The organism is Arthrobacter sp. DualSoilB13 (genome assembly GCF_055389195.1).
Genome location: NZ_AP035865.1, coordinates 1,421,932 through 1,448,278 on the forward strand (window position 1 = coordinate 1,421,932; position 26,347 = coordinate 1,448,278).

Sequence of the window (26,347 nt, forward strand, 5' to 3'; positions counted from 1 at the left end):
AAGAGCCATTCTGGAGGGCGTTATCTGTACAAAATCTCAGTGCGTCAGGCTGCGGTGATCCGGACCGTCTGGCCGTTGACGGTGACGGTATCTCCGACGTGGAGTTGGCGTCCGCGGCGGTCATCAATTTCGTTGTTGACCTTAACCAACCCGTTCTTGATGAGCTCCGTGGCTTCAACGCCGTCCTCCACCAGATTGGCGAGCTTCAACAGCTGGCCCAGGCGGATCATGTCGTCGCGGATGGGGATCTCTTCAATTTCGGGGTTGCTCATAGAGCAATGATGCCTGAAGTAGTGTGGTGACGGTGCCGCAGCCTTCTCCCCGTCCCACCCTCCCGCTGGTCATTGGCCTCCCTATTGCCGTAGCGACAGGCCTGGTCATCCCGCTTCAAGCAAGGATCAACGGGGCCCTCGGCGCGAAACTGGACGACGGCATCGCCGCATCTGTGGTGAGCTTCACCACAGGGCTCCTGCTCATCAGCGCCATCTCCCTTGCCACGCCCAGGGGCAGGGCCGGCCTGCAGCGGATCATTCCTGCTGTCCGGAACCGCAGTTTTCCCCGCTTCTATGTCATGGCCGGTGCCATTGGCGCTCTGTTCGTCTTTGCCCAGTCGTTCACGGTTGCCCTGTTGGGCGTTGCGTTGTTCACGGTCGCGGCCGTTACGGGACAAACGCTCAGTGGCTTGCTCGTGGACCGCATGGGAATCGGCCCGGGAGGAAAACGCGCCATCACCGGAGTTCGGGTCCTTGGCAGTGTCCTGACCGTGGCCGCCGTCGCATGGGCTGTTTCACCGCGGTTCGGCGGCGACGCCGACGTCGCCTCGCTCGTTTTGCCGGTCCTCCTGCCGTTGGCCGCCGGTTTCTTCATGAGCTTCCAGCAGGCTATGAACGGCACTGCCACAGTGCATTATGGGACGCCCATCGCCGCCACCCTGGTGAACTTCATTGCCGGGTCAGCCATCTTGTGGATCGCGTGGATCATCAAGCTGTCCGTGGCCGGGCCGGGTAATCCGCTGCCCGGTGAGTGGTGGTACTACCTTGGTGGCCCCATGGGCTGCCTCTTCATTGGACTGGCGGCCCTGCTGGTCCGCAGCTTGGGCGTCCTGATCACGGGTTTGGGCATGATCGCCGGGCAACTGGTGGGATCGTTGGTGCTCGACGTCGTGATCCCCAGTCCCGGAGCGGTGGTCGCCTTGCCCACGGTGCTGGGTACGGTGCTGACGCTCATTGCGATCATCGTGGCCACGTTGCCCTGGCCCAAGGGAGCATTCGCACGAAGATCAACGGCCAAAGGCCGGTAGGGTTAGAGGAACAACTTTCCCCCAGCACCCCGCCGGACAACCTCGTCCGGATTCCGGGGCAAACCACCGCGGACCGCACCCAGCGGCCCTGTAGAACAAATGGAGTTACCCATGGCAGCAAAATCCGTCCTTGACCAGGTCATTTCACTCTCCAAGCGGAGGGGCTTTGTCTTCCAGGCCGGTGAAATCTATGGTGGCTCCCGTTCTGCGTGGGACTACGGTCCCCTCGGTGCGGAGCTGAAGGAAAACATCAAGCGCCAGTGGTGGCAGAGCATGGTTCGCGGCCGCGAAGATGTTGTAGGCCTGGACTCCTCGGTCATCCTTCCCCGCCAGGTATGGGAAGCATCCGGCCACGTGGAGGTTTTCTCCGACCCCCTGGTTGAGTGCCTTTCCTGTCACAAGCGCTACCGTGCCGACCACCTCGAGGAAGAGTACGAGGAAAAGAAGGGCCGCCCGGCAGAAAATGGCCTGGCGGACATCGTCTGCGCAAACTGCGGCACCCGCGGACAGTGGACAGAGCCCCAGGAATTCTCCGGTCTGCTGAAGACCTTCCTCGGCCCGGTGGCCAGCGACGAAGGCATGCACTACCTTCGTCCCGAAACGGCCCAGGGCATTTTTGTGAACTTCAACAACGTCCTGACCACATCCCGGAAGAAGCCGCCGTTCGGCATCGGCCAGATCGGTAAGTCGTTCCGTAACGAAATCACGCCGGGCAACTTCATTTTCCGTACCCGCGAATTCGAGCAGATGGAAATGGAATTCTTCGTCGAGCCCGGCACGGACGAAGAATGGCACCAGTACTGGATGAAGGAACGCATGTCCTGGTACACGGGCCTGGGCATCCGTGAAGACAACCTCCGATTCTTTGAGCACCCGCTGGAGAAGCTCAGCCACTACTCCAAGGGCACCACGGACATCGAATACCGCTTTGGTTTCCAGGGCTCCGAGTGGGGCGAGCTTGAGGGCATCGCCAACCGCACGGACTTCGATCTCTCCACCCACGCCAAGGCCTCCGGCACGGACCTGAGCTACTTCAACCAGGCCACCAACGAGCGTTACACCCCGTACGTGATCGAGCCCGCCGCCGGCCTGACCCGCTCCTTCATGGCCTTCCTGATCGACGCTTACACCGAGGACGAGGCACCCAACGCCAAGGGCGGCGTCGACGTCCGCACCGTGCTGAAACTGGATCCGCGCCTGGCTCCGGTCAAGGCCGCCGTGCTCCCGCTGAGCCGTAACGAGGACCTGTCTCCGAAGGCAAAGGCACTGGGCGCCCAGCTGCGTAAGAACTGGAACATCGACTTTGACGACGCCGGTGCCATCGGCCGCCGCTACCGTCGCCAGGACGAAATCGGTACTCCCTTCTGTATCACCGTGGACTTCGACACCCTGGAAGACCAGGCCGTCACCATTCGTGAGCGCGACACCATGAGCCAGGAACGTGTGTCCCTGGACAAGGTTGAGGGCTACCTTGCAGCACGCCTGATCGGCGCCTAGCCGTGGCTTTGGATTACCGCGAATGGAAGGAAGGCGATGACCTCGCCCTCCTGGAGATCTGGGGCGGCCCGGAAACACTCCCCGCAGAGCAGTTCCGTGCAGCCCTGGCACCTTCCAGCAACCAGCCCTGGCGCCGCTGCATCGTGGCCGAAGACGTGGTGGATGGCGTACGGATTCCCGTCGCTGCAGGTGTTGTCCATGAGGCTTCACTGCACCCGGAACGGCTCTGGGCGTACGTCGAGGTTGCCAAGGACCACCGCCGTGAAGGCGTTGGTGCAACCCTGCTGACCATGCTCCGCCGGGAAGCCGGGAACTCGCCGTCGGGCGTTTCCAAATTGCGCAGCAAGGTGGAGCCGGACACTGCCGGTGCTGCATTTGCTGCGGCAGCGGGACTTTCGCCCATTCAGCGCTCGCAACTGGTGGTGGTGAAGCCAGAGCCGTTGTCCCTGCCGCGTTTTGGCGACGGTTCCGAGGAAGCCGCCTCAGAGCGCGTGGAAGACCTGGCTACAGGTTCGGTGGAACTGAGCGACGTGGTGGGCAAGTACTACTCCCACGTCCACCACTGGGACAGCCCCGGAGAGCTGAGCATTGCCACAGTGCAGCGTTTGTTCCTGCATGACCTGACCGGCGCGCACGGGGCAATCGTCCTGCGCGCACCCAAAGCGAGTGCGTTCGGCCGCGGCGTTCCTGCCAGCCGGAAAGGTAAGATCCAGGCGTTCGCCATCAGCTACGCCCAAGGCAATTCCGACGAGCCGTCTGATGTCTTCCTTGGACACGATCCCCTGCTGTCCGCCGAGGAAGCAGCGGCCGCGGTCCGGGACCTGCTGGCACTCATTGCCTACCAGCATCCGGTCTTGCTGGAAGTTGACGAGTCCATGACGGCGCTTCGCACGGTTCTTGATCCGCTGTTGGAATCCGGAAAAGCCCATGTGCGGGGCGCAGACACCCTGATTGTCAGCGACTGACCACATCTTCGGCACGCCCGGATCCCACGTTGCCCGCATCCCGCGGGCCGCGTGGGATCCTGCGTTTAAATGCAGCTGTGCCCGCGTAGGGTTAAGGCATGAGGTTTTGCTGCTGATGGGCCACGGTCACTCCCACGGTCATTCTGAAAATTCCGAGCCAACCCCGCAGGCCATTGCGTCGCGGAAGCGGGCCAACTGGATTCTCGCGGCCATTCTTGTTCCGGTGGGCGTCCTGACGCTCGTGGCCATGATGGTCCTGTGGCCTTCCGGCAGCCGCGAGGGCATCACGTTTTCAAGCCCATACCAACCCGCCCCCGGAGTCACGTTCGACACTGGCAAGATTCAGAGCGTGGTGGTGGAAAGCTGCACGCAGACGGGTCAAAGCAACACGGGCCAGGGCAACACCGGCCAAAGCAACACGGGCCAAACTGACACGGGCCAGAACAGCCAGTCCGGCGGATCCCAGTGCACGTTCGCCTTCACGGAGCCGGATAAGGGCGGGGACGTGGTGAAGGTTGTCATCAACCCTGACGTGGCCATGTCCCACGGCGTGGATGTGGGGGACTCCATCCGGTACCTCAACCTGTCCGCCGTCCAGGGGGCAAGTGCTGGAAGCGGCGCCCCGGCTTATGTATTTGTGGACTTTGTCCGCAGCATTCCCATCGCCCTCCTGGCTGTCCTGTACGCAGCGGTGGTCATCGCGGTGGCCCGTTGGCGCGGCTTCCGGGCGCTTCTTGGCCTGGTGGGTGCCTATTTTGTCCTGGTGAGCTTCATTCTGCCGGGTTTGGTGGAAGGAAAACCGCCGCTCCTGCTGGCTCTGGTGGGCTCTACGGTGATCATGATCGGGGTCCTGTACTTTGCGCACGGGTTCTCGGCGCGAACGTCTACGGCTCTGCTGGGCACGATCTTTGGGCTCAGCATCACTGCGCTGTTGGCGGCGTGGGCTACGGACGCGGCTAATTTGGCCGGAGTGGGGAACCACGACGCTTCAACGCTGGTGAACATGTCCCCGCAGATCTCGATCTCCGGGATCATCCTCTGCGGCCTCATCATTTCCGGCCTGGGCGTTCTCAACGATGTGACAATCACGCAGTCCTCCGCAGTGTGGGAACTTTACGAACTGGCGCCCAACACCAGTGCCCGCAAGCTGTTCTCCTCGGCTATGCGGATCGGGCGGGACCACATCGCTTCCACCGTCTACACCATCGCCTTTGCCTACGCCGGCGCCGCACTTCCCATCCTCATCATTGTGATGCTCTATGACCGCCCGCTCGCGGAAGCACTGACCAGTGCCGAGCTGTCCGAGGAAGTCATCCGCACCTTGGTGGGCTCCATCGGCCTGGTTCTTGCCATCCCCGTCACCACCCTGATCGCTGTCCTGGTGGTGAAGGCCACCGGCATAAAGCGCCTTGCCGCCGCAGGCGGGGCCTCGGTGAGTCCCGATGAGCTTAAGGACACCGGTTCGCTGGCAGCAGCCGCCGTCGTCGCGGGTTCAGGGTCGGAGGACACGCACGACGCCGACACGCGCCTTGACGCTCACGGCAAGCCGGCACGCCCGGGTAGCCGCCGTGCACAACGGGAAGCGGAGCGCCGCGGCGGAAGCAACGACAACACCACCTGACGCCGGGTCTGGATCTTGCCCCCAGGGCCCGCCTGACTACGGTGTGCTGGACGATCAAGCAGGCGATTCGGCGGGCTGTCCGCCGATTTGCCCGGATTTGCAACAATGGTTAGGTGACTGTTGTAGCAACGCCCCCCGCACCAAAGCTTGAGCTCCCGCCATTGAAGCTTGGCAGGATCACCGTGGACACACCCGTGATCCTTGCCCCGATGGCCGGCATCACCAACTCGGCCTTCCGCAGGCTCTGCCGTGAATACGGCGGCGGCATGTACGTGGCCGAGATGGTGACGTCCCGTGCCCTTGTGGAGCGGACGCCGGAATCGTTGCGCATCATCTCCCATGATGAGGACGAGAAAGTCCGTTCCGTGCAGCTCTACGGTGTGGATCCTGTGACGGTGGGCGCCGCGGTGCGGATGCTGGTGGAAGAGGACCGGGCCGATCACATCGACCTCAACTTCGGCTGCCCCGTGCCCAAGGTCACCCGGCGCGGTGGCGGTTCAGCGCTTCCTTGGAAGATCGATCTGTTCACCTCAATCGTCAATACAGCAGTCAAGGAAGCCGCCAAGGGCGATATCCCGCTCACCATCAAAATGCGCAAAGGCATTGATGATGATCACCTGACGTACCTAGACGCCGGCCGGATCGCCCGCGACGCCGGAGTAGCCGCCGTCGCACTTCACGGCAGGACTGCCGCGCAGTTCTATTCCGGCCAGGCCGACTGGTCCGCCATTGCCCGCCTCCGCGAAGCTCTGCCGGACATCCCGGTGCTGGGCAACGGCGACATTTGGTCTGCCGAGGATGCAGTTCGCATGGTCCGGGAAACCGGTGTGGACGGTGTCGTAGTGGGCCGCGGTTGCCAGGGCCGCCCCTGGTTGTTCGGCGACCTCCAGGCAGCGTTTGAGGGCAGCGACCAGCGGCACCGCCCCGGGCTCCGGGAAGTGGCGGAGGGCGTCTACCGCCATGCTGAGCTGATGGTGGAGACCTTCGGCAACGATGAGTACAAGGCACTCCGTGAGATCCGCAAGCACATGGCCTGGTACTTCAAGGGCTATGTTGTGGGTGGCGAACTCCGCGCCAAACTGGCCACCGTTCCCACCCTCGAGGTGCTGCGCGAATACCTTGATGAACTGGATATGGACTCGCCCTACCCGGGAGTCGATTCCGAGGGCCCCCGCGGCCGCGCTGGTTCGCCCAAGAAGCCTGCGTTGCCCAAGGACTGGCTGGAGAGCCGTCAGCTGAACGCTGAACAGAGCGCGGATATCTCGGCCGCAGAGCTGGACGTTTCGGGCGGCTAGCCTCACACGTGTAAGACTGACTCAAGAAGCTCCACACCCCGGCGCTTGAAGGAGGCAGATACCCATGGGAACCGAAGCGATTCTTGGCCACGACGGGACGGCCCACGATTTTGTGCTGGCCATCCCCGGATACGCCGAGGCAGATTCCGCGCGGTGGGTCGAAGAGCCCCGCAAGAGCAACTATCGCTCCGACTTTGAACGGGACCGCGCCAGGGTCCTGCACTCCTCGGCGTTGCGCAGGCTCGGCGCAAAAACGCAGGTAGTTGCCCCGGACACGGATGACTTTGTCCGAACCAGGTTGACCCACAGCCTGGAGGTGGCGCAGGTAGGCCGCGAACTGGGCCGGTCCCTCGGCTGTGATCCTGATGTGGTGGACACTGCATGCCTAAGCCACGATCTCGGCCATCCGCCCTTCGGCCACAACGGTGAGTCCGCGCTCAATGAAGTTGCGCACACCATTGGCGGCTTCGAAGGCAACGCCCAAACCCTGCGGCTCCTGACCCGCCTGGAACCCAAGGTACTGGCAGAGGACGGCAGGCCTGCAGGACTCAACCTGACCCGTGCCAGCCTGGACGCCGCGTCCAAGTACCCGTGGTCCGCCGTCGATGCTCCTGTCATTCATGGGCACCGCACCAGCAAATTCGGCGCCTACGAGGACGATCTTCCCGTCTTTGAATGGCTGCGTGAAGGCGCTCCGGGTAACCGTTCCTGCATCGAGGCCCAGGTGATGGACCTTGCAGACGATATTTCCTACTCGGTCCACGATGTTGAGGATGCGATCGTCGCCGGTCATTTCCAGCTCAAATGGATGGAGAACCCGGACCACCGGGCGCGCGTGGTGGGCTACACGAAGCAGTGGTATTTGCCGCATAACGATCCCGCCGAGATTGATGCTGCCCTTGCCCGCCTGGAAGCCACCAAAGTTTGGGTGCGCGAAGCTGACGGCAGCCGGAAATCCATGGCTGCGCTGAAGGATATGACCAGCCAGTTGATCGGCCGGTTCTGCCAGAGCGCCATGGAGACAACCCGTGCGCACTTCGGCCCGGCCAACCTGACCCGGTACGACGCCGAGCTCATGGTTCCTGAGGAAACTGTCACTGAGATTGCGGTCCTCAAGGGCCTGGCCACCACGTTCGTGATCTCCACCGACCATCGCCAGCCGGTGTACGAGCGTCAACGCGAAGTGCTGCACGCACTGGTCGGCGTCTTGAACGCCACAGGTGACCGTCACCTGGAGCCGATGTTTGCCTCTGACTGGCGCGACGCCGTCGACGACGGTGCGCGGCTGCGCGTGGTGATCGACCAAGTCGCTTCGCTGACGGACGTCTCCGCGTTGGCCATGTATGAGCGGCTTGTGGGAAGCCTTCCCTCGCTCTGGTAGCCCGCGGAACCCTGCCGTTAACGGCGGGGACGCCCGGGGCGAGCGACTAGGATGGTGACGTGGCTGGCCTGATCAAACGTGAAGATATAGACGAAGTACGCCAGCGCACGGATATCAAGGAAGTCGTTGACGGTTACGTCACCCTCAAGGGCGCCGGGCTAGGCAGTTTTAAGGGCCTGTGCCCGTTCCACGACGAACGCTCACCCTCGTTCACTGTCCGCCCGCAAGTGGGCCGGTACCACTGTTTCGGGTGCGGGGAAGACGGCGATGCCATCTCCTTTGTCCAGAAAATGGACCATAGCTCGTTCCACGAGGCCGTAGAGAAACTGGCTGCCAGAATCGGCTACGAGCTGCGCTACGAGGACGGCGGCACCGGTCCCAGCCGTGAAGAGGTGGGCAAGCGCCAACGCCTGTTGGACGCTCACAAGATCGCCGATGAGTTCTTCCGTGCGCAGTTGCTGACGCCGGGAGCTGCCGAGGGGCGGAACTTCCTGGACGGCCGCGGTTTCGACCGCGCCGCCGCCGAACATTTTGGCGTCGGATACGCGCCCCAGGGCTGGGACGCACTGTTGAAGCATCTCCGCGGCCGTGGGTTCACTGATGCTGAGTTGAAGCTCACAGGCATGTTCTCGGAAGGAAACCGGGGAATCTACGATCGTTTCCGTGGAAGGCTGATCTGGCCCATCAGGGACATCGCAGGCGACACCATCGGCTTCGGCGCGCGGAAGCTCTACGAGGACGACCAAGGCCCCAAATACCTGAACACTCCTGAAACCACGCTGTACAAGAAATCCCAAGTCCTCTACGGGATCGACATCGCCAAACGGAACATCGCCAAGGAACGTCAATTGGTAGTGGTCGAGGGGTACACGGACGTCATGGCCTGCCACCTCGCCGGAGTTACGACGGCGGTGGCCACCTGTGGTACTGCTTTCGGTACCGAGCACATCAAGGTGGCCCGGCGGCTGCTCTCGGACGACGGCAGCGGGGGAGAGGTCATCTTCACCTTCGACGGCGATGCCGCCGGCCAAAAAGCTGCCCTGCGGGCATTCGAAGAAGACCAGCGGTTCCAAGCCCAGACGTATGTCGCTGTTGAACCCAGCGGCGCCGATCCCTGTGATCTTCGTCAACTCAAGGGCGATTCCGCGGTGCGGGATCTGATTAGCAGCCGGAAACCCCTCTTTGAGTTCGCCATCAAGGCCTCGCTCCGCAGGCACAACCTCGACACCGTGGAAGGGCGTGTGGCCGCCTTGCGCGAAGCCGCCCCCGTGGTGGCGCAAATCAGGGACTCTGCCGCGCGGCCGGGCTACACCCGCGAACTTGCCGGGTGGCTGGGCATGCCCATCGAAGAGGTCAGTCGATTCGTTGGCGGAGCTGCCAAGCGCGCCGCCGCGGGCGGCGCGGGAGAACAGTCGACGGCACCGGCGTCGAGCGGTCCCGTCTTCCAACGGCCCGATCCCCGGGACCCCATAGCCGGTATGGAACGCCAAGCGCTTGAAGTGGTCCTCCAGGAGCCATCAGTGCTGGGCGGGGGAGCCTGGGAGCGTTTCGAGGCCTCGCAGTTCACCACTCCTGCTTACGCCGCCGTCCACACTGCCGTGCGGGCTGCCGGTCTGGCACACTCGGATGACCCCGTGGCGTGGGTGGAGCAGGTCCGTCAGGAAGTTCCCGAGCCCTTGAGGCCACTGGTCTCGGAGTTGGCAGTGACGCCCCTGCCGGCGAGCACTGCGGAGGCCATGCAGCGGTACTGCCGTGACATCCTGGCCCGTCTTTTCGAATTGCAGATCACCAGGATCAAGGCAGACAAGATGGGTCAGCTGCAGCGCTTGGATGCAGGTGCCAATCCGGAGGAGTTCCAGCGGCTGAACCGGGAGCTGATGCAACTCGAAATGGAGCGCAGGTCGCTGCGTTCGGACGGTTGAAAGCGCCGATTTCACTTTCCGGCGGGCCCCTGTTAAGCTAGTAACCGCTTCATTCCTCCGTAGCTCAATTGGCAGAGCATTCGACTGTTAATCGAAGGGTTACTGGTTCAAGTCCAGTCGGAGGAGCGCGCAATACCCCCGTTTCGAGCCTTCGAAACGGGGGTATTTTTATACCCCCGAGGGGTATGGTGAGTCGATTTCGCATTCCGGTAGAACCTTTGCTAAAGTCATAACCGCTTCATTCCTCCGTAGCTCAATTGGCAGAGCATTCGACTGTTAATCGAAGGGTTACTGGTTCAAGTCCAGTCGGAGGAGCAACGGGACCCCGTACCGGCTTTTCAGCTGGTGCGGGGTCTGCTTTTTGATCACACAAAATCCATCTCCACTTGCAGGAACCGGGCCGCCTCGACCACCGCCGCCAGGAACGAATCCTGCTCGGTGGGCGGAGTCCGGGGTTCGCGGGGATGCCATTCGTGGGGCGCCGAGTAAACGCGGGTAAAGCCGCCTCCTGGCGGGGCATAGAAGATGCCAAAGCGTTGGACCGGCCATTCCGGCGAGGTCTCCGATGCGACCAACAGCGCGGCGTCGGTTTCGGGATTGTACCACTGGGCAATGGGTCTGCGACGGTCATCGGTAAAGAGCCCGGCGGCGTATAATGCAGCCGACTGAGGGCTGGTCACCGAGCACAGGCGGTCCCACCACAGCGGCAGGATGCGTTCATCCCGACGCTGCCACGGTGCCGGAAGCGGCTGCAGCTCTTGCCCATGTGGCACAGCTCAACTTTATCGCCGGTCCCGGGCTGGCAAAAGGGCAAAGGCTATTTTGAGAGTCCAAGCCTTGGGTACAGTACGTCGAAACCCTTGGTCAGGCCTGCGTTCAACGCCAAGCCAACGTGACCGCCGTTAGGCACTTCGTAGTACGTCACGGTCATCCCAGCATCCCGGGCGGCAGCGGAGACTGCCTTGGCGGCTGCCACGTACGTGGTGTCGTCCGAGCCTACGGTGAAAACTGCCGTTGTGTTAGGGAACTGCTTGCCTTTCATGTTGTTGATGGGCTTCTGGGCATCGTAGGCAGCCTGGTTGCCATCGAAGATCGATGCAAGGTTGCCGGCCGGGTCCTCCGCGCCGGGAAATTCCTCGCCGGAGATGTCCACCACGTTGCCCCACATCTGCGGGTATTTGACCGCGAACGAGATTGCGCATTGGCCGCCATTGGAGTAGCCGGCTATGGTCCAGTGTTCGCGGTCCTCGAGGATGTTCAAGTTCGCTTTTGCCCAATTCACCACGTCCTGGTTGATGTACTTCTCAACGTTGCCGTACTTGGCGGTGTCCAGGCAGAGGGTGTCATTCTGGTCGGGGCCGATCTGGTCTGCCACGATTGCGATGGGGGCAAGGCCGTTGTTCCTGGCTGCGAACTCGTCCAGGGCGGCCGACACGTATTGCGGATCAGGGAGTCCCGGCTGGCCCATCATGAGGACGAACAAGGGCAGCTTGGGCGGATGTGCCGTGAGGGCGGCAGGGGGCAGGTAGATGCCCGCCGGCCTGGCGACAAAACCGGAGACGGTGGCTGGTATGACCTGGGTTCCTGCTTCGCCCTTCGCCGGCTGGTCGGCAGGGGGCTTCCAGCTCTGCCATAGCGGACCGGCCGGGACAGGGGCGTCCGGGTCAGGTTTGGCCAGTTGAATGGCGTCCTCCGTGGAGATTCCCAGCGCTGAGCCCAAGGTTTTGTTGAGCCCGAACTCGGTGTTGATGCCCAGACCGGCCACCACCACGAACACAGGAATCGAGAGAGCCGCCACTACCTTCCGCCAGCGCTGGCTATGGCGGAAACTGACCACGGCCAGACCCACGGCGGCAAAGCAGGAAATCGCCCAGAACCACACCCGCGGCGTCAGCCCCACATGAAAGACGTCCATGACGTCCTCCACGAGCCACACGGTCAACCACCCGAACAGTCCCGCCACCACAATCGCCGTGATCGCGGTACGGGCCCAACGCGCTGACGGCCTCAGGAACAACAGCAGGAAAAAGCCGACGCCGATCACCCCGGCGATGATCATGACGACGGGGCCGCTGATCTCGAGCTTCAAGAGCTCGTTCATGACCGGGAGGTCCGCTCGTGCCTCATGCGGCTGGCTCCTTGGCTACCATTTGCCGCAACAGCCCGGCGCTCTGCGTGGGGGACAGCCCCGGCAGGTAGGCCGAACCCACCGCGATGCCGATGGAAGGCAAGGCCAACGGGTCCTGGTAGTACATGTATAGCGTCCTGTGTTCGGGCTGGAACCTTGATTTGAAAGCGGCCAAGGATTTGAAACCGTACATGGGTTCCAGGGCGTTTCCCAGGAGCGCAAGGACGCGGTCCAAAGCGCTGCGGTCTCCATCGCCGGCACCGGCCCCTGCAGTGGCGAGCGGTGAGCCGGATAGGGAGATTTGGGGTACTTCTTCTTTGAAGTGGGTCACGGCAGAGGCGATCAGGAATTCCATGACGCCCTTGAAACCTGTGGTGCGGCGGCGCATGAAGTCCAAGGTCCACCCTGAGATGACCCCGTGGGTGAAGACCGGGAGCCAGCTGGTTACCCCGTGGACCAATCCGTCGTCATCCACCGCCACGCAGCAGAGCACCTCGGGATCTTTGAGCTCGTTCAAGCCGCCCAGGGTGAAGCCCATCTCCGGAAGGGCCTTATCGGCCACCCATTCTTCGGAGATCTCAGCCAGCTGCGCCCTGATTCCCGGAGGCATCTCAGGGTAGGGGTACCAGTGATCCTTGATGGCAAGTTTGTCTGCGCGGTTGAGTGCGGTCCGGACGTTCTGCCACTCTTTCCCCTTGAAGGTCATGGCCTGGACGTTGAGGAGTGTCTCTTCAGCTACTTCCAATTTCCTGAAGCCGTGGGGGAGCAGTGGGACATCCAGCTCTGCCGTTGCCGAATAGAAGCACGGGATCAGGCCCAGGTTGGCGCAGTGCTTGACGAAACCCGTCGCTGCCTCGGCATGGTGCTCCTCAGCGCCGAAAGGGCCGGCAACGGTGAGGGCCACCCCGTTATGGACCTGATAGGCGATTCCAGCTTTCCTGTCCGGGGTGAACCAGTACTGGTTGTTGTCCCAGAGAGCCATCCAGGACAACGTGCCGCCGCCATCATGCAGCAGTTCCCTGGCGTGTCCCAGATCCGCCGCCGGATCGGTGGCCAGCATCCTGAACCGCCGGAAGTTGTTCAGGACCAGCACCAGGATGCAGAGCCAGATGATGTCCCCGCCCAGGCCGTACAGCACTGTGCTGAGCAGGCCCTGGGGCAGGGCCACCACGAAGGGGACCGGGAAAGGTACCAGGATGTGGGTCAGTTGCCCGGCAAGGTCCAACAGGGTGGAGCGGCCCGGGTTGCCTTCGAGGAACCAGAAGATCACATAGAAGATCACAGCGGCCACAGCCAGAACGAGCGAGGTCCGGCCAAGAACCCGGTACCCGGCGTCGCTGGATTCGACGCGGAACTTATGCCGGTTCACCAGAAGCAGCACCGCGATGATGACAGGCGCGAGGACTGCGGGGACCGCGTACAGCAGGAGGTAGGCGAAGTCGTCATCGCCTAGTGTGACCCCCGGATCGGTCACGTACTGAAGGATGGAGAGGACAGTTACGGCTGCCAGATACAGCTGGATCACAAGGGTCAGCCGGTATGCGAGCCGCCGGCCGCGCCTCAGACCCTCAGCGCAGACCAGCAACAGCAGCACAGGAATCAGCGTCAGAATGGCCGCGCCGAAGCTCTGGACACCCACGATGCTTTGCAGGGTGACACAGTTGTTGTCGTTATTGCAGGCTTCCTGAACCTCATCGGCGTCGGGACTTGCCTGAAGCATCACCTCGGAAACCACCGACAGGGGGCCGACTTCCCACGTTCCGGTCAGTTGCGTCAGCAAAGGTCCCACCGCGAAGACACCCACCACGGTGCCCACCAGGAACCGTGTTTCGCGAAGGCTTGAGGAGTGCAACGAGCCTGCCCTGCGGCGCAGGACCAGCGACTGGATGGCCCAACCTGCCAGGATGCCGATCACGGCCCCGGCAAGCGCCTGCAGGGTTTGGGCGACCCCAACGAACAAGGCAAACATCAGCGTGGCGGCCAGCAACCACGTCCGCAGGCGCCGACGCCACAGTGCATCAAGCGCCGCCGTCGAACATCCCAGCGCTGCGGCGGCGCCACCATAGGCGCCCACTACATATTCGCCGCCCAGGAAACTGAGCCATTGGTCGCTGGCATCCGTTCCGAAGGTCACCAGCACCACAAGTACCAGGGCACTGAGGGCTGAACCGGCAATGAAAGCAGCCAGGGCCAGCCAAGGCCCCATAACGCGTTCGGCGATGCCCACACCCACCAGGATCGCCGCTGTGCAGGCCAGGTAGTCGAGCAAGGAGGAGGCGAAGAACCCCGAGGTGAAGATTGACCACCACGGTCCTGGCTCCACTGCCAAGCCAATTCCCACTTGATCCAGCAGATCTTGTCCGGGGCCGTTGACGAGGCTGCCGGAGATAGCGCCCAGCACCCAAAGGAGCACCACCAGCGCCAGCGTCAGCGGCAACCTCCGTAAGGTTGCCAAGCCGCGAACACTGCCCCGGAATACAACAGCCGTGCTCATGTGATGTCCCCTTCACCGGTTCAAGCACCGGTTACCCGGCTGGCCACCATTCTGCCCTGCGGTACGCGGTTAGGGGAGGGGTTGGTGGTTCCCGACGTCGGCGGGTCGCCTGCGGGGCCGGCTTAGTCATGCTTGCAGCTGGCTTAGTCCCGCTTCCAAGGGCCGGGGTTCACGCGGTAGAGCACAGCGGCGCCGATCACGGCGCCCAGGATGGCGCCGAACAGTGCGCTTCCCGCGGTGCGACCGAGAAGAGCACCGGCCAGGGCTCCAAGCAAGGCGCCAAGGAAGAGGCCCCTGCCGTTGCGGTGCGGTTTATTAGTCATGGTCACAGCCTACGGGGCCGGTTCTCAAGAGCCGGTCCTCAGGAGTCGGCCTAATGAATAGACGGAACCGACCGCGGCCGCACAACCAGCCAAAGCGCCGCAATAGCGCCAGTGATGCAGACGGCCATGACCGCGCCCATGGGTACAGCGGAGCTGACGCCCAGCCAACCCACCACCGGCGGGACAATACCGGCCATCATGAATTGGGATGCGCCCAGGAGCGATGCAGCGGTGCCCGCTTGCGCGCCGTGGTTGGCCAGGGACAGGACCTGAACGCACGGGAACATGAAGCCAGTGGCGCAAATGTAGAACCACAGAGGGATGAGGATGCCCCACAAACCCACATGGAACAGGTCAAGCACCACGATCAGCAGGGCGATGAACAGCATGAAGGCCGTAGCACCGGCCACGATCCACTGCGGAGCCACCCGTCGGATCAGTCGGGAGCTGATCTGTACGCCTGCCACGATGCCCAAGGAGTTGATACCGAACAGGATGCCGTATTCCTGCGGCGAAAAGCCGTAGACGTTTTGGAAAAGAAAGGTCGATGCTGATAGATAAGCGAAAAGTCCACCGAAATTCAGGCTTCCCACCAGCACCATGCCCACAAAGATCCTGTCCGTCAGGACGGTCTTGTAGCGCTGGCGCACGGTGACAGTGGATTTTCCCCGCTGCTCAGCCGGAAGTGTTTCCCGGATGAAGAAGATCGAAGCAAGGATGACCAGCAGTCCATAAGCGGCCAGGAAGAAAAAGATGCCCGGCCAAGGGAAAGCCAACAGCAGCTGGGAGCCGATGACCGGCGCCAGGATGGGGGCCAATCCGTTAACCAGCGACATCCGCGAGAACATCCGGACCATGGAGTAGCCGTGGAAGAGATCCCGGACCATGGCCATGGCCACCACGCCACCTCCGGCAGCACCGATCCCCATGAGCACGCGGAATAACGACAACATCCCGATGTCTGTGGCAAGCGCCGCACCCAGCGATGAGCCGATATGCACGGCTGTGGCCAGAATGAGCGGAAGCCGACGCCCCACCTTGTCACTGAAGGGTCCCACCAGCAGTTGGCCGAGCCCGAAGCCAACCGTGGTACCGGTCAGAGTGAGCTGGATCGCCGCCGCCGAGACATCAAAACTCTCTTCCAAAGCGGGGAACGCCGGAAGATAGAGGTCGATCGTGAAAGGACCGAGGGCGGTCAGTGCACCCAACAAGAGAATGTAGACGAGTTTTTCGCGTCGGCTCAGAGAATCGCCCGGAGCAATGGGAGAGGTCACGATCATCTATCCTATGGCCCGGATCATATTTATTGGACGTATGACGGGCGCGCCGGGGCATGATGCCGAAAGTTCAGCAGGAACCTGAATGATAGCTTTGAGGACAGGTGTCCGCGGGGATGGTTTTTCGCCGCGTTCGCCTTACACGATGCCCAGAGGAAGCAGTTAGGCGGAACCCATGAGTGGACGTCACACCGGCCGGCCCAGTCAAGGACCAGCCATTCGTACTTTGCCGAAGACCCTCAAGCTCGTAGCAAGGCTGGCTCCGAGGCAACTCAACGACGAAATAGCCTTGGCGAAGGTTGAACTTAAGCGAAAAGCCACGCAGGTTGGCATCGCCGGTGCCTTCTTCGGAGTAGCGCTTGTGTTCATGGCGCTCCTGGTCATTGCACTGGTTGTCGCGGCGATCCTGGGATTGGCCACCATTATGCCCGGCTGGCTGGCGGCTCTGATTGTTGCCGCCTTTTTCCTGGTGATTGTGGCCATCGCGTCCCTGATTGGTATTGCCAAGTTCAAGAAGGCCATGCCCTTGGTCCCCGAGGACACCATCCGGGGGATCAAACATGATCTGGGAATCGCCAAGGAAGGCTCTGACTTCGACGAGTCCATCCTCGACCCCAACTCGCCCGCCGCCAAGGCAGCCAAGGCCGAAAAGGAAGCGGCTGCGCAGAAGGCCAAGGCAGAGAAGGCTGCAAAGGAAGCCGCCAAGGAAGCCGATGCCGTCAAGGCGCCCACCGAAGCCGAGCTTCGCTCGCGCCTGAAGCGCCGCCGCGAACACCTCACGGGCGTTCGCGACGAGCTCGGTGAGCAGCTGGACGTCAAGAAACAGGGCCAGGCCCTGCTGCAGAGCGCCAATGGAAAGTTCCAGGAGAGCAGGGAATTCGCTGCGGCGAAGTTTGCCGACCTTGGAGACTCCGTCCCTGAGAGTCTCACCGAACGGCTTGCCGCCCGGTGGAAGGACCTTGCTGCGTTTGCCACGGCTGCAGTGGTGTTCGTTGTTGCACTGCGGAAGTTACTGAAGAAGTAGCAGCCAGCGGCGCCACCAACACTGAAGACGAGGAAGGGGGAGAAGATGAGATTGATCGGAGCTGGGTCGCACCCTGACCGGCCGCAGGTTGATCACGACCTCATCTTCACTGTCCCCAACATCCTCACGGTACTTCGCTTCATGGGTGTGCCACTGTTCGTCTGGCTCGTCCTGTCCGAACAGGAGTACGGTTTCGCGGTCCTGGTGCTCGTCATCATGGGCAGTACCGACTGGGTGGATGGCTACATCGCCAGACGCTTCGACCAGACTTCCAAGCTTGGCCGGATCCTGGATCCCATGGCAGACCGGGCCGCACTGCTGGCGGTCGCCTTCACACTGGCGATTGCCGGCGTCGTGCAGTGGTGGTACCTGGCCGCGCTACTGGTGCCGGACGCCGTCCTGGCTGTTGCATCCCTGATTTACTTCCGGAGCCACCCGGACCTTCCGGTGAGCATCATCGGCAAGATCCGCACGGGGCTGCTGCTGATTGGTACGCCGTTGCTGGTCCTGTCCAAGTTGCCCATTGCTTTCACCGACGTCTACTTCGTGGCCGCCTGGACGTTCCTGGGCCTGGGCCTGATCGGCCACTGGATAGCCGCTTACAACTACTACTGGGCCATCCTGCGCAAAGGAAAAGAATTGAAAACCGACGACGGCGGACGAGGCTGATGGTCTGGCTGGCGGTTTTTCTCGCGGTACTTGGTGCCTTCTTCCTCGCCATCGGCGCCCAGCGGCAGGGCAGCGCCGTGAAAGCCGACACCGGCGGCTTGGCGCTAAGCTCCAACGGTTTCCTGCGGCTCCTGCGGAATCCCCGATGGATGCTGGGCCTGCTGTTCCTCGCCCTCGGAATGGTGATGAACGCCATCGCCTTGGTCTCAGCACCTCTCACGGTGGTGCAGCCTATTGGTGCCATTGCGCTGGTGATCACCACAGTGGTCAATGCCAAGGACCAAGGTTTGAGCATCAACCGTGCAACCGTGGTGGCCATCAGTGCCTGTGTGACTGGTTCGGCGCTGTTCGTGCTCCTGGCCGTCAACGTCACGCAGGAGAACCATCACGTCAACAGCGACGACGAACTGACAATCGTTCTCCTCCTGGCCCTTGCGGTGGGCATTTTTGGGACACTTGCGGTTCTGTTCAAACACCGGATGAGTGCCTTCATCTACATTTTGGGAGCCGGTGTCCTGTTCGGCTTCGTCGCCGTTTTGACCCGCATCATCGGCAAGCACCTGCTGGACCCCAACGGCTTGTTCCTGCTGAACGTTCAGTGGTACACGCTGATAGCGATCGTGGCCGCCGGGGGACTGGGGTCATGGTTCGTTCAGAGCGCTTATTCCGGCGGCCCACCGGACCTGGTCATTGCCGGCCTGACCGTGATCGACCCCATGGTGGGCATCGCAATTGGCATTGTGATTCTGGGTGAGCTTCGTCCCGATGTCCACGCCGTGATGGCCATCGCCATGGCGGCGGCCGCTACGCTTGCTATCGTGGGGGTTATTGCCCTAAGCCGGCACCATCCGGAAGTCACCAAACGCAAGAAGGATGCAAAGGCGGCTGCCAACCGGAAAGCCCAGGGCAAAGCTTGACCTTGCGCCACCGCTGTTGCGGGCGGCAACCCGGCGACACCGCAGCATTGCCACAAGCAGTGCTGTCCGCACCGTGACCATCAGGAGTTCTCCACGTGACCATTCCCGACACCAACAAGCCCCTCACTATTCTGATTGCCGCGGATACCTACCCGCCGCATGTCAACGGTGCCGCCCAGTTCGGCTACCGCCTGGCCAAGGGGATGACGGCACGCGGACACAACGTGCACGTATTGGCCTGCCGTCCGGACACAGGCAAGAGCTATACCGAGTTCCGCGATGAAGCCACCGTTCACCGGCTCCGCTCGCATGGCGTTTTCACCCATGAGTACTTCCGTATTTGCTTCCCGTGGGAAATCAAGAAGGAAATCAGCCTCCTCTTCGACAAAGTCCAGCCTGACGTCGTTCACATCCAGAGCCACTATATGATCGGTGAACACGTCCTCTACGAGGCCGTGAAACGCGGCATCAGGGTTGTGGCCACCAACCACTTCATGCCCGAGAACCTCAACCCGTTCCTGCCCTTCCCGCAGTGGTTCAAGGACATTGTGGGACGAGTTTCGTGGAAAGACATGGGCAAGGTCATGGGCCAGGCCGACGTGGTCACCACACCCACACCGCTCGCTGCCAAGGCCATGCACCAGCACGCTTTCCTGCGGAAGGTCCTGCCCCTTTCCAACGGCATCGACTCGTCCGCGTACGAGCTGCAGCCAGGTGAAGTCATTGAGCCGCATGCCAACCCCACCGTCCTGTTCGTGGGCCGGCTTGCCGAAGAAAAGCACATCAACGTGCTGATCGATGCCGTGGCCAAGACTCCACGGGAACTGAACGTGAACCTCGAAATCGTGGGTGGCGGCGAAGTTCGCCCAGCCCTTGAAGCCCAGGTAGCTAAGCTTGGGCTGGGGGACCGGGTGAGGTTCCTCGGGCTGGCCAGCGACGAGGACTTGCGTGAGGCCTACATCAAGGCCGACATTTTCTGCATGCCCGGGACAGCCGAGCTTCAGTCACTGGTGACGCTGGAGGCCATGTCTGCTTCCACTCCTGTGCTGCTGGCCAACGCCATGGCGCTGCCGCATTTGGTTCGCGACGGGGAGAACGGTTACCTCTTCACCCCCAACGACAGCAACGAGTTGGCGGCAAGGATCACCCAACTGGTGGAACTTCCCCGGGACGAGCTTGAGGCCATGGGCAAGTTGAGCCGCGAGATGGTGGAGCCGCACAGCATCAACAGCACCCTTCAGACCTTCGAGGACCTCTACCGGGGCGCTACGTACGAGGACATGGTGGTGTGACAAAAGCACTCTCCAGGACCTATTAGAATTGCTGGAGTGCTTTGCCCGGAACTGCTGCTTTGCGGTGGCCGGACCGGGCATCAAGGGGCTATAGCTCAGCTGGTTAGAGCGCGGGACTCATAATCCTAAGGTCCTCGGTTCAAGTCCGAGTAGCCCTACATTTCATGCAGGAGCCGTGGCCGATGATCCATCGTCGGCCACGGCTCTTGCTGTCACTGGTCGCTAAGAGCGGCTGACAACTCGTGGCGAAGGCGTGCTTCCTCGCCACTGCCCGTGGTGGGCAAACGCACGAGGCGGATCTTGTGGGCGCGGCAGATGGCGTCTTTGAGTGCATCCCGCGCGCGCTGCATCGGATTGTTCTCATGGAACGCATAACCATCCACCTCAACGGCAAGAACGGGAATGTTGCTGATGCGGTTGTAGACCACAAAGTCCAAAGTTGCGCGGTTTTGGACGTAGGAATGCTGGTCGGGCGTGAGCATCGACAGGTCCGGCAGCAGGCTCCTCAGCACGACCTGCGGAGCTATGGCCAAGTCGCTGAAAGGCTCATCCCCGATCAGTTCAGTCAGCAGCGTCCATACGATGTTTTCCGAGGGGAACTGTGAGGTGCCCCGGACCCTGCTGGCAAAGGGCCTCAAAAGAGTCGAATACTCCGTGTACAAGAGGTCGAAGACAGACAACACACTGCTGTCAAAAACACCATCGTCCGGGTTTCGGTATCGGATGAAGTGAACCAGATCCCGAAGGTGGCGACTTGTTGGAAGCATCTCATGGTTGGTTACCAGCACGAACCGCTTCACTGCGCGGGAAACTGCGACATTGACCAAATGGGGGTCGTCCACAAAGCCAATGCCAGATTGCCCGCTGTTCGTTTCGTCCAGGACAGTGCTCATGATGATTACGGACTTTTGCCGCCCCTGAAACTTGTGGACTGTATCGGCCTGGATGTTATTGAGCAGTGCCTCTGTGACCTTGTCCACTTGCCGCCGATAGGGTGTGACCACGCCGATGTCGTGGTCAGGAATGCCTGAACAGAACTGGTCGAGTACTTCCTTGGCAATGACGTCTGCCTCGCGCTGGTTGGTTCGGCCACCACTGAGGTGCTGACGCATGTGGTTCCCGGCAGCAGTACGGACTACGACGAGAGGCCGGCCCTCAGCGTCGCCGGTGGTATAGGCAACGAGTTGCCCGCCGTAGAACTTCCTGTTGCAATAGTCGATGATCGCAGGATCGCACCGGTAGTGCTCCCGGAGCATGGTGCGCGGAAGGTCGGCCCCGAATTGCCCGATCATCGAGGACAGAATGTTGTGCAGCGTGTAATCGACGTTTGGTGACGGTGCTTTCAAGGCGTTTCTTGAGGCTTTTTCGTCGGTGATGTGTTGGAGCTGCTGCAGGTCGCCCACAACGATGACGTTCCGGGCACATGAGAGCGCCAGACCGGCAGCGAGCAGATCAACCTGGGACGCTTCGTCGATGATCAAGTAATCCAGGAGCGTTCCCGTGGGAACGTTTCTTCGCAAGGAGTGGCAGGTGCTGAGTACTACCGGATAGTCGGAGGTGAATTCTGCGAAGGCAGTCTCGTAACTGCTTTCCGTGTAGGTCCTTCTCCGCTTCCGGGCATATCGAAGATGGAGTGCCGCGTCGAGCCCTTGCCTGGAGGCCAGCTGATGGTCCTCTTCCAGAGCCGGGTAGTCCTCGGCAGCCAGAATCTCATTCCCTCTATCAATGAGGCGCCCCAGCTCTGCGATTTTCTTATGGTAATAGGCGCCCTGCAGACCCAGGACAACATCAGTGTCGCTGCTGTTCGCTTTGCCCAGTGCCCCGTATCGCAGTCGAAGTCCCATGCGTCTGAAGAACCTGCGCAGCGGACCCTCATCCTGAGGGACGGAGGACGTCTCGGCCAGAAATTCGAGGATGCGGCGGGACGAGCCGGGCAGGGTCGGTACTGCGCTCAGTCCATCGGAGTCAGGGTGGGTCGCGTGAAGGAAGAAATGGCGCCTCTCGAGTTTGAACGCTTCCAACTCCTGCTTCCACTGCGCCAGCTGCAGGGCCGTCTCCTGTAAGCCGCGCAAGCGTTTGTCGAGGGCAGCTACCTGCTCCGCTGGAGGCGCTTCGTGGCGGGGTCTGCTGAGGAAGCGATCGACATCGGCATTTCTGCTTTCCTGACGGGCGAAGAATTCGTCCATTTTCTCCTTGCGTCGAAGGTCCGCCACGATGTAGCCCACACCTTCTTGCACGAGTTTGTCGCGAACGTTCTCAACTGCGGCGTTATTGAAGGAGACGACTCCAACCGTCTTGCCCGGAACGGCGACAATGTTGGCGACGACGTTGAGTATGGTTTGCGTCTTTCCTGTTCCGGGCGGACCGTCGATCACGGAGATTCGGTGGCTGAAGCCCTTCAGCAGGGCCTCACGTTGGCTGATGTTAGAGGGGAAGGGCAGGATGGGGTGCTGTTGATCCTGCCCTGCGGAATCAATGGACTGACCCTGGAGGTAAAGTTCCAGCGCGCTTCCTTTCGGGATGTTCCGAAAATTCTCATACTGCCGGCGGAGTGGGTCATCCTCCCGCAGCTTCGACGACACATCCCGCCAGTAATCAAGGACTGCTTGGGCCTTTAGTTCTTCATCGGACGGCCGGGCGATGGCTATCTCAGTGTCCTGACAACTTTGATACCCGATTCCCGAACCAGCCGCGTGAAAAACACGCCACCATGTTCCCTGGGGCGACTCGAAGCGGAGAACCTCTGTAACGCCGTCAAGCACCCTGCCCCGAATGGTCACCGTGTCCTGGCGCCCAAGGTTTGTCGACGCCGGATTCCGCAGGATGATGACGTTTTCCGCTGAGTACTTGTAGCTCTTTCCGGAACCAAAGGTCAGCCGCACGAAGGCGCCGTCGGCACGGTACTCCACCACCTCAGCGGTCTTGTCATCAAGGCCTTTGTGGTGGCGGCTACGGACCAGAATCGCCTCGCGTCGTGGATTGATCATCGGAAAGTCCCCCAGTTGAGTGCGGCGCATCACAACCGACGTTACAGAACGGTCGCCTGGGAACAGTGCATTGGTGACCGGGAATGGGATGCCCTCCATTGCGGGGACCGTAGAACCTGCGGTATGTTACTGAGCAGTAACTTACTACCTGCCGGTACCTTGGCTGCACCGTTTCCCATCGAGGCTGTGCAGTTCTTCCGGACCTGATGTGGTCGCAGGCGACCACCCTTGAAGGAGCGAATATGTCCAACGCTGCATTCGACGCCACCAACCTCCCGTATGCCGACGGCGACTTCTACGCCTTCGAGCAGATGCTGACAGGAAAAGAGCAGGACCGTCTGGCGGAAGTCCGCGAATTCCTCGCCCGCGAAGTCAAACCCATTGCCGTGGATTGCTGGAACCGTGGCGAGTTCCCCATGGACCTCATCCCCAAGCTTGGCGAACTGGATCTTGTCAGCCCGGTTCGGCGCCAGGGGTACTCCAACCTGTTCGCCGGCATGCTCCACGCAGAAGTGACCCGTGCTGACGCTTCGATCGCCACGTTCATGGGTGTCCACGACGGGCTCTTCACGGGCTCGATTGAGGCCCTGGCGTCGCAGGAGCAGAAGGACGCATGGCTGCCGGACATTTACTCCCTGAAGAAGATCGGCGCCTTCGGACTGACCGAGCCCCTGGGTGGCTCGGACGTGGCGGGTGGAACGCGCACCACCGCCAAGCGGGACGGCGACACCTGGATTCTCAATGGCGCCAAGCGGTGGATCGGCAATGCCACGTTCTCCGACTGGGCGGTCATCTACGCCAAGGACGTGGAGGACAACCAGGTCAAGGCGTTCCTGGTGGACACCGCACTTCCGGGCTACTCGGCCAGCAAGATCGAGAACAAGATCTCCCTGCGTACGGTCCAGAACGCGGATATCGTTCTGGACAACGTGGTGGTGCCGGACTTCTTCAAGCTTGCCAACGGCAACAGCTTCCGTGATACCAACAAGGTGCTCAAGGTGACCCGTCTGGCTGTGGCCTGGCAGGCCGTGGGGCTGCAGATGGCTGCCTTCGATGTCGCCCGCAGTTACGCCGTGGAGCGTCAGCAATTCGGGCGGCCGCTGGCGGCGTTCCAGTTGGTGCAGAACCAGTTGGTCCAGATTCTCGGAAACACCGTAGCCTCCATGGGCATGATGGTTCGCCTGGCCCAACTCGAAGACGCGGGTGTGGCCAAGGACGAGCAGTCGGCTCTGGCGAAGGCCTTCACTACGGCACGCATGCGCGAAAGCGTTGCGCTGGGACGCAGCATCCTGGGCGGCAACGGAATCGTTACGGACTACGGAATGGCCAAGATCTTCTCCGATGCGGAGGCCATCTACTCCTACGAGGGCACGCATGAGATCAACACTTTGGTGACCGGCCGTGCCATTACGGGCGTTTCTGCCATCGTCTAAGACGCTTGCTGCGTGGCGGGGACCCATCTTCGGCGGCGGTCAGTGCAGCGGCAACAGAACGGATGGCCGCATGTCCTCCACGAGACCTAGGGGATTGACATAGTCCTCGCCGCGCCGCACGCCCCAATGAAGGCATGCGGCGCTGTTGCAGTGACCGGGCTCTACGGTGCCCATAACCTGACCCTTGCGCACGGTGTCACCGGCTTTGAGTTCACTGCTCACCGGCTCGAAGCTGCTCTTGAGGCCATCGCCGTGATCGATGGTCACTACAGGACGGTCAACCACGACGCCGACAAAGGTCACCACGCCATCCGACGGCGCGGTGACCGGGCCGCCGTCGGGCGTTGGCCCTAAATCAACACCCCGATGCCCGCTGAGCCAGGGCTTGTCCGGCGGGTCGAACGTTCGCAGCACGGTAGGTTTGGGGGAGAGGGGCCAACTCCAGCGTGGGTTGACCGGCGCAGGCGTCATGGCAGTGGTCGCCACGACGGTCAGGGCGGCAACAGCGGCCATCAGGGCCTTCAAAAACGTCATGGACCAAGCCTTCTGCCGAACGCCCCCTGGATCGATCCCCGGGCTTCCGTATGTGGATAACGCGTGGTTTCCTACGGTCAAAACGGTGGGGTCGCTGTAGTACACTTGGTGGAGCAGTTTGCTGTGCCCTCGAGCTTGTTCAGGAGCATGTCTCATTCAGATGTGCGGGGGTCCCAGGCTGACTACGCGTATCCAGCCCTCCACCAGCGAAGCCTCACGGTTTTGTGCTGCGGAGGATTGTGCCTCTTGCGGTCCGGCAGAGCTTAGGCTCCATGCCGGATGAGAAGCGCAATGGATGCCAGGAGCCGCGCCCATCCGGGCAAAGGCTAAACAACCGTCAACTATTGGCAGGGTAAGAGCAGTCCCATGGGCTCTCTCATGAATGACCTGCCGGAAGGAGCGTCGGCATGCCCGTCGTAACTATGCGCCAGCTGCTTGACAGCGGCGTCCACTTTGGACACCAGACCCGTCGTTGGAACCCGAAGATGAAGCGCTTCATCTTCACGGAGCGCAACGGCATCTACATCATTGACCTTCAGCAGTCGCTGTCCTACATCGACCGCGCTTACGAGTTCGTCAAGGCTACTGTTGCCCACGGCGGCACCGTCCTGTTCGTCGGCACCAAGAAGCAGGCTCAGGAAGCAATTGCCGAGCAGGCTACGCGCGTCGGCCAGCCGTACGTCAACCAGCGTTGGTTGGGCGGTATGCTCACCAACTTCCAGACCGTCGCCAAGCGTATCCAGCGCATGAAGGAACTCGAAGAGATCAACTTCGATGACGTCGCCGGTTCGGCTTACACCAAGAAGGAGCTCCTGCTCCTCAAGCGTGAACTCACCAAGCTTGAGTCCAACCTCGGTGGTATCCGCAACCTGACCAAGGCTCCCTCGGTCCTCTGGGTTGTTGACACCAAGAAGGAACACCTTGCTGTTGACGAAGCCAAGAAGCTGAACATCCCGGTTGTTGCCATCCTGGACACCAACTGCGATCCCGACGAAGTTGACTTCCCGATCCCGGGCAACGACGACGCCATCCGCTCCGTCAACCTGCTGACCCGCGTTGTTGCCGACGCCGTGGCTGAGGGCCTCATCGCCCGCAACCAGCGCGCAACCGGCACCACCGAAGCTCCGGAAGAGCCGCTGGCTGAGTGGGAGCGCGAGCTCCTCGAAGGCAGCAAGGCCGAAGAAGCAGCGGCAACCGAGGCTCCGGCAGCAGAAGCTCCCGCAGCTGAGGCTCCCGAGGCAACTGAAGCTGCAGCCGGCGAAGCCGAAGAAGCCAAGTAAATCTGGAC

21 protein-coding genes and 3 tRNA genes are annotated in these 26,347 nt (G+C 61.7%); 16 read left to right on the forward strand and 8 right to left on the reverse strand.

The genetic code is table 11. The features are described 5' to 3' along the window. Positions 1-44 precede the first annotated feature (44 nt). The gene (locus tag ACZ5J0_RS06600; RefSeq protein WP_062067368.1) at positions 45-272 is read right to left on the reverse strand and encodes an RNA-binding S4 domain-containing protein; all 228 of its coding nucleotides are present in this window, start codon (positions 270-272) and stop codon (positions 45-47) included. A gap of 23 nt (positions 273-295) precedes the next feature. On the opposite strand from ACZ5J0_RS06600, the gene ACZ5J0_RS06605 reads away from it, so the two are divergent. The 9 genes from ACZ5J0_RS06605 to ACZ5J0_RS06645 all read left to right on the forward strand — a co-directional run bounded on the left by ACZ5J0_RS06605 (position 296) and on the right by ACZ5J0_RS06645 (position 10,296). Then, entirely contained in the window at positions 296-1,300 is a 1,005-nt protein-coding gene (locus ACZ5J0_RS06605) for a DMT family transporter (protein ID WP_142939732.1), read from the forward strand. Between the two features lie 111 nt (positions 1,301-1,411). Beyond that, on the forward strand, positions 1,412-2,797 hold the full coding sequence (locus ACZ5J0_RS06610) for a glycine--tRNA ligase (protein ID WP_142939731.1): 1,386 nt from the start codon (positions 1,412-1,414) through the stop codon (positions 2,795-2,797). Positions 2,798-2,799: 2 nt separating this feature from the next. Further along, on the forward strand, positions 2,800-3,762 hold the full coding sequence (locus tag ACZ5J0_RS06615) for a GNAT family N-acetyltransferase (RefSeq protein ID WP_464094453.1): 963 nt from the start codon (positions 2,800-2,802) through the stop codon (positions 3,760-3,762). A gap of 115 nt (positions 3,763-3,877) precedes the next feature. Continuing rightward, positions 3,878-5,383, forward strand: a complete 1,506-nt coding sequence (locus tag ACZ5J0_RS06620; protein ID WP_464094704.1) for a YibE/F family protein — start codon at positions 3,878-3,880, stop codon at positions 5,381-5,383. A 113-nt stretch (positions 5,384-5,496) separates the two neighbouring features. Then, positions 5,497-6,678 (forward strand): tRNA dihydrouridine synthase DusB, encoded by a 1,182-nt coding sequence (dusB, locus tag ACZ5J0_RS06625; RefSeq protein ID WP_464094454.1) that lies wholly within the window; start codon positions 5,497-5,499, stop codon positions 6,676-6,678. A 64-nt stretch (positions 6,679-6,742) separates the two neighbouring features. Beyond that, positions 6,743-8,059 carry a deoxyguanosinetriphosphate triphosphohydrolase gene (locus ACZ5J0_RS06630; protein WP_142939727.1) on the forward strand — a complete coding sequence of 439 codons (1,317 nt, stop codon included), beginning with the start codon at positions 6,743-6,745 and terminating at the stop codon, positions 8,057-8,059. A 59-nt stretch (positions 8,060-8,118) separates the two neighbouring features. Continuing rightward, on the forward strand, positions 8,119-9,981 hold the full coding sequence (gene dnaG, locus ACZ5J0_RS06635; RefSeq protein ID WP_142939726.1) for a DNA primase: 1,863 nt from the start codon (positions 8,119-8,121) through the stop codon (positions 9,979-9,981). A gap of 53 nt (positions 9,982-10,034) precedes the next feature. Next, positions 10,035-10,107 (forward strand) — tRNA-Asn (locus ACZ5J0_RS06640). Between the two features lie 116 nt (positions 10,108-10,223). After that, positions 10,224-10,296, forward strand: a tRNA-Asn gene (locus ACZ5J0_RS06645). A gap of 50 nt (positions 10,297-10,346) precedes the next feature. Here the strand turns inward: ACZ5J0_RS06645 and ACZ5J0_RS06650 are convergent. The 5 genes from ACZ5J0_RS06650 to ACZ5J0_RS06670 form a co-directional block, all read right to left on the reverse strand. Beyond that, the gene (locus ACZ5J0_RS06650) at positions 10,347-10,754 is read right to left on the reverse strand and encodes a hypothetical protein (RefSeq protein WP_464094455.1); all 408 of its coding nucleotides are present in this window, start codon (positions 10,752-10,754) and stop codon (positions 10,347-10,349) included. Positions 10,755-10,798: 44 nt separating this feature from the next. Further along, positions 10,799-12,082: an alpha/beta hydrolase gene (locus ACZ5J0_RS06655; RefSeq protein ID WP_464094456.1), complete on the reverse strand. Its 1,284-nt coding sequence runs from the start codon at positions 12,080-12,082 to the stop codon at positions 10,799-10,801. A gap of 22 nt (positions 12,083-12,104) precedes the next feature. Further along, entirely contained in the window at positions 12,105-14,603 is a 2,499-nt protein-coding gene (locus ACZ5J0_RS06660; RefSeq protein ID WP_142939723.1) for a bifunctional lysylphosphatidylglycerol flippase/synthetase MprF, read from the reverse strand. A 143-nt stretch (positions 14,604-14,746) separates the two neighbouring features. After that, positions 14,747-14,926, reverse strand: coding sequence for a hypothetical protein (locus ACZ5J0_RS06665; RefSeq protein ID WP_464094457.1), 180 nt, complete (start codon positions 14,924-14,926; stop codon positions 14,747-14,749). A 50-nt stretch (positions 14,927-14,976) separates the two neighbouring features. Next, on the reverse strand, positions 14,977-16,206 hold the full coding sequence (locus ACZ5J0_RS06670) for a multidrug effflux MFS transporter (protein WP_142939721.1): 1,230 nt from the start codon (positions 16,204-16,206) through the stop codon (positions 14,977-14,979). 172 nt (positions 16,207-16,378) lie between these two features. Here ACZ5J0_RS06670 and ACZ5J0_RS06675 point away from each other — a divergent pair, with 172 nt between their 5' ends. From ACZ5J0_RS06675 to ACZ5J0_RS06695, 5 genes are all read left to right on the forward strand, one after another. After that, positions 16,379-17,227, forward strand: a complete 849-nt coding sequence (locus ACZ5J0_RS06675) for a phage holin family protein (RefSeq protein ID WP_142939720.1) — start codon at positions 16,379-16,381, stop codon at positions 17,225-17,227. A gap of 45 nt (positions 17,228-17,272) precedes the next feature. Beyond that, positions 17,273-17,896, forward strand: coding sequence for a CDP-alcohol phosphatidyltransferase family protein (locus tag ACZ5J0_RS06680; RefSeq protein WP_142939719.1), 624 nt, complete (start codon positions 17,273-17,275; stop codon positions 17,894-17,896). Further along, positions 17,896-18,813: a DMT family transporter gene (locus ACZ5J0_RS06685; protein ID WP_142939718.1), complete on the forward strand. Its 918-nt coding sequence runs from the start codon at positions 17,896-17,898 to the stop codon at positions 18,811-18,813. Before ACZ5J0_RS06680 ends, ACZ5J0_RS06685 begins: the two co-directional genes overlap by 1 nt. A 95-nt stretch (positions 18,814-18,908) precedes the next feature. Further along, complete coding sequence (locus ACZ5J0_RS06690; protein ID WP_142939717.1) at positions 18,909-20,105, forward strand: glycosyltransferase; 1,197 nt, start codon at positions 18,909-18,911, stop codon at positions 20,103-20,105. Between the two features lie 84 nt (positions 20,106-20,189). Then, positions 20,190-20,263, forward strand: a tRNA-Ile gene (locus ACZ5J0_RS06695). 54 nt (positions 20,264-20,317) lie between these two features. On the opposite strand, the gene ACZ5J0_RS06700 is transcribed toward ACZ5J0_RS06695, so the two are convergent. Then, positions 20,318-23,092: an AAA domain-containing protein gene (locus tag ACZ5J0_RS06700; RefSeq protein ID WP_464094458.1), complete on the reverse strand. Its 2,775-nt coding sequence runs from the start codon at positions 23,090-23,092 to the stop codon at positions 20,318-20,320. 242 nt (positions 23,093-23,334) lie between these two features. Between ACZ5J0_RS06700 and ACZ5J0_RS06705 the strand changes: the two genes are divergently transcribed. Beyond that, positions 23,335-24,525, forward strand: coding sequence for an acyl-CoA dehydrogenase family protein (locus ACZ5J0_RS06705; RefSeq protein ID WP_464094459.1), 1,191 nt, complete (start codon positions 23,335-23,337; stop codon positions 24,523-24,525). Between the two features lie 39 nt (positions 24,526-24,564). Here ACZ5J0_RS06705 and ACZ5J0_RS06710 read toward each other — a convergent pair whose 3' ends face one another. Continuing rightward, on the reverse strand, positions 24,565-25,059 hold the full coding sequence (locus ACZ5J0_RS06710) for a M23 family metallopeptidase (protein ID WP_464094460.1): 495 nt from the start codon (positions 25,057-25,059) through the stop codon (positions 24,565-24,567). A 407-nt stretch (positions 25,060-25,466) separates the two neighbouring features. On the opposite strand from ACZ5J0_RS06710, the gene rpsB reads away from it, so the two are divergent. Further along, complete coding sequence (gene rpsB, locus ACZ5J0_RS06715; RefSeq protein WP_142939713.1) at positions 25,467-26,339, forward strand: 30S ribosomal protein S2; 873 nt, start codon at positions 25,467-25,469, stop codon at positions 26,337-26,339. The last annotated feature ends 8 nt before the right edge of the window (positions 26,340-26,347 follow it).

Coding starts and splice junctions, on each gene's coding strand:
- ACZ5J0_RS06610 (WP_142939731.1), top strand. CDS start 1,412: ATGGCAGCAAAATCCGTCCTTGACCAGGTCATTTCACTCTCCAAGCGG.
- ACZ5J0_RS06660 (WP_142939723.1), bottom strand. CDS start 14,603: ATGAGCACGGCTGTTGTATTCCGGGGCAGTGTTCGCGGCTTGGCAACC.
- ACZ5J0_RS06670 (WP_142939721.1), bottom strand. CDS start 16,206: ATGATCGTGACCTCTCCCATTGCTCCGGGCGATTCTCTGAGCCGACGC.
- ACZ5J0_RS06700 (WP_464094458.1), bottom strand. CDS start 23,092: ATGATCAATCCACGACGCGAGGCGATTCTGGTCCGTAGCCGCCACCAC.
- rpsB (WP_142939713.1), top strand. CDS start 25,467: ATGCCCGTCGTAACTATGCGCCAGCTGCTTGACAGCGGCGTCCACTTT.
- ACZ5J0_RS06680 (WP_142939719.1), top strand. CDS start 17,273: ATGAGATTGATCGGAGCTGGGTCGCACCCTGACCGGCCGCAGGTTGAT.
- ACZ5J0_RS06675 (WP_142939720.1), top strand. CDS start 16,379: ATGAGTGGACGTCACACCGGCCGGCCCAGTCAAGGACCAGCCATTCGT.
- ACZ5J0_RS06685 (WP_142939718.1), top strand. CDS start 17,896: ATGGTCTGGCTGGCGGTTTTTCTCGCGGTACTTGGTGCCTTCTTCCTC.
- ACZ5J0_RS06705 (WP_464094459.1), top strand. CDS start 23,335: ATGTCCAACGCTGCATTCGACGCCACCAACCTCCCGTATGCCGACGGC.
- ACZ5J0_RS06710 (WP_464094460.1), bottom strand. CDS start 25,059: ATGACGTTTTTGAAGGCCCTGATGGCCGCTGTTGCCGCCCTGACCGTC.
- ACZ5J0_RS06620 (WP_464094704.1), top strand. CDS start 3,878: ATGGGCCACGGTCACTCCCACGGTCATTCTGAAAATTCCGAGCCAACC.
- ACZ5J0_RS06655 (WP_464094456.1), bottom strand. CDS start 12,082: ATGAACGAGCTCTTGAAGCTCGAGATCAGCGGCCCCGTCGTCATGATC.
- ACZ5J0_RS06600 (WP_062067368.1), bottom strand. CDS start 272: ATGAGCAACCCCGAAATTGAAGAGATCCCCATCCGCGACGACATGATC.
- ACZ5J0_RS06630 (WP_142939727.1), top strand. CDS start 6,743: ATGGGAACCGAAGCGATTCTTGGCCACGACGGGACGGCCCACGATTTT.
- ACZ5J0_RS06665 (WP_464094457.1), bottom strand. CDS start 14,926: ATGACTAATAAACCGCACCGCAACGGCAGGGGCCTCTTCCTTGGCGCC.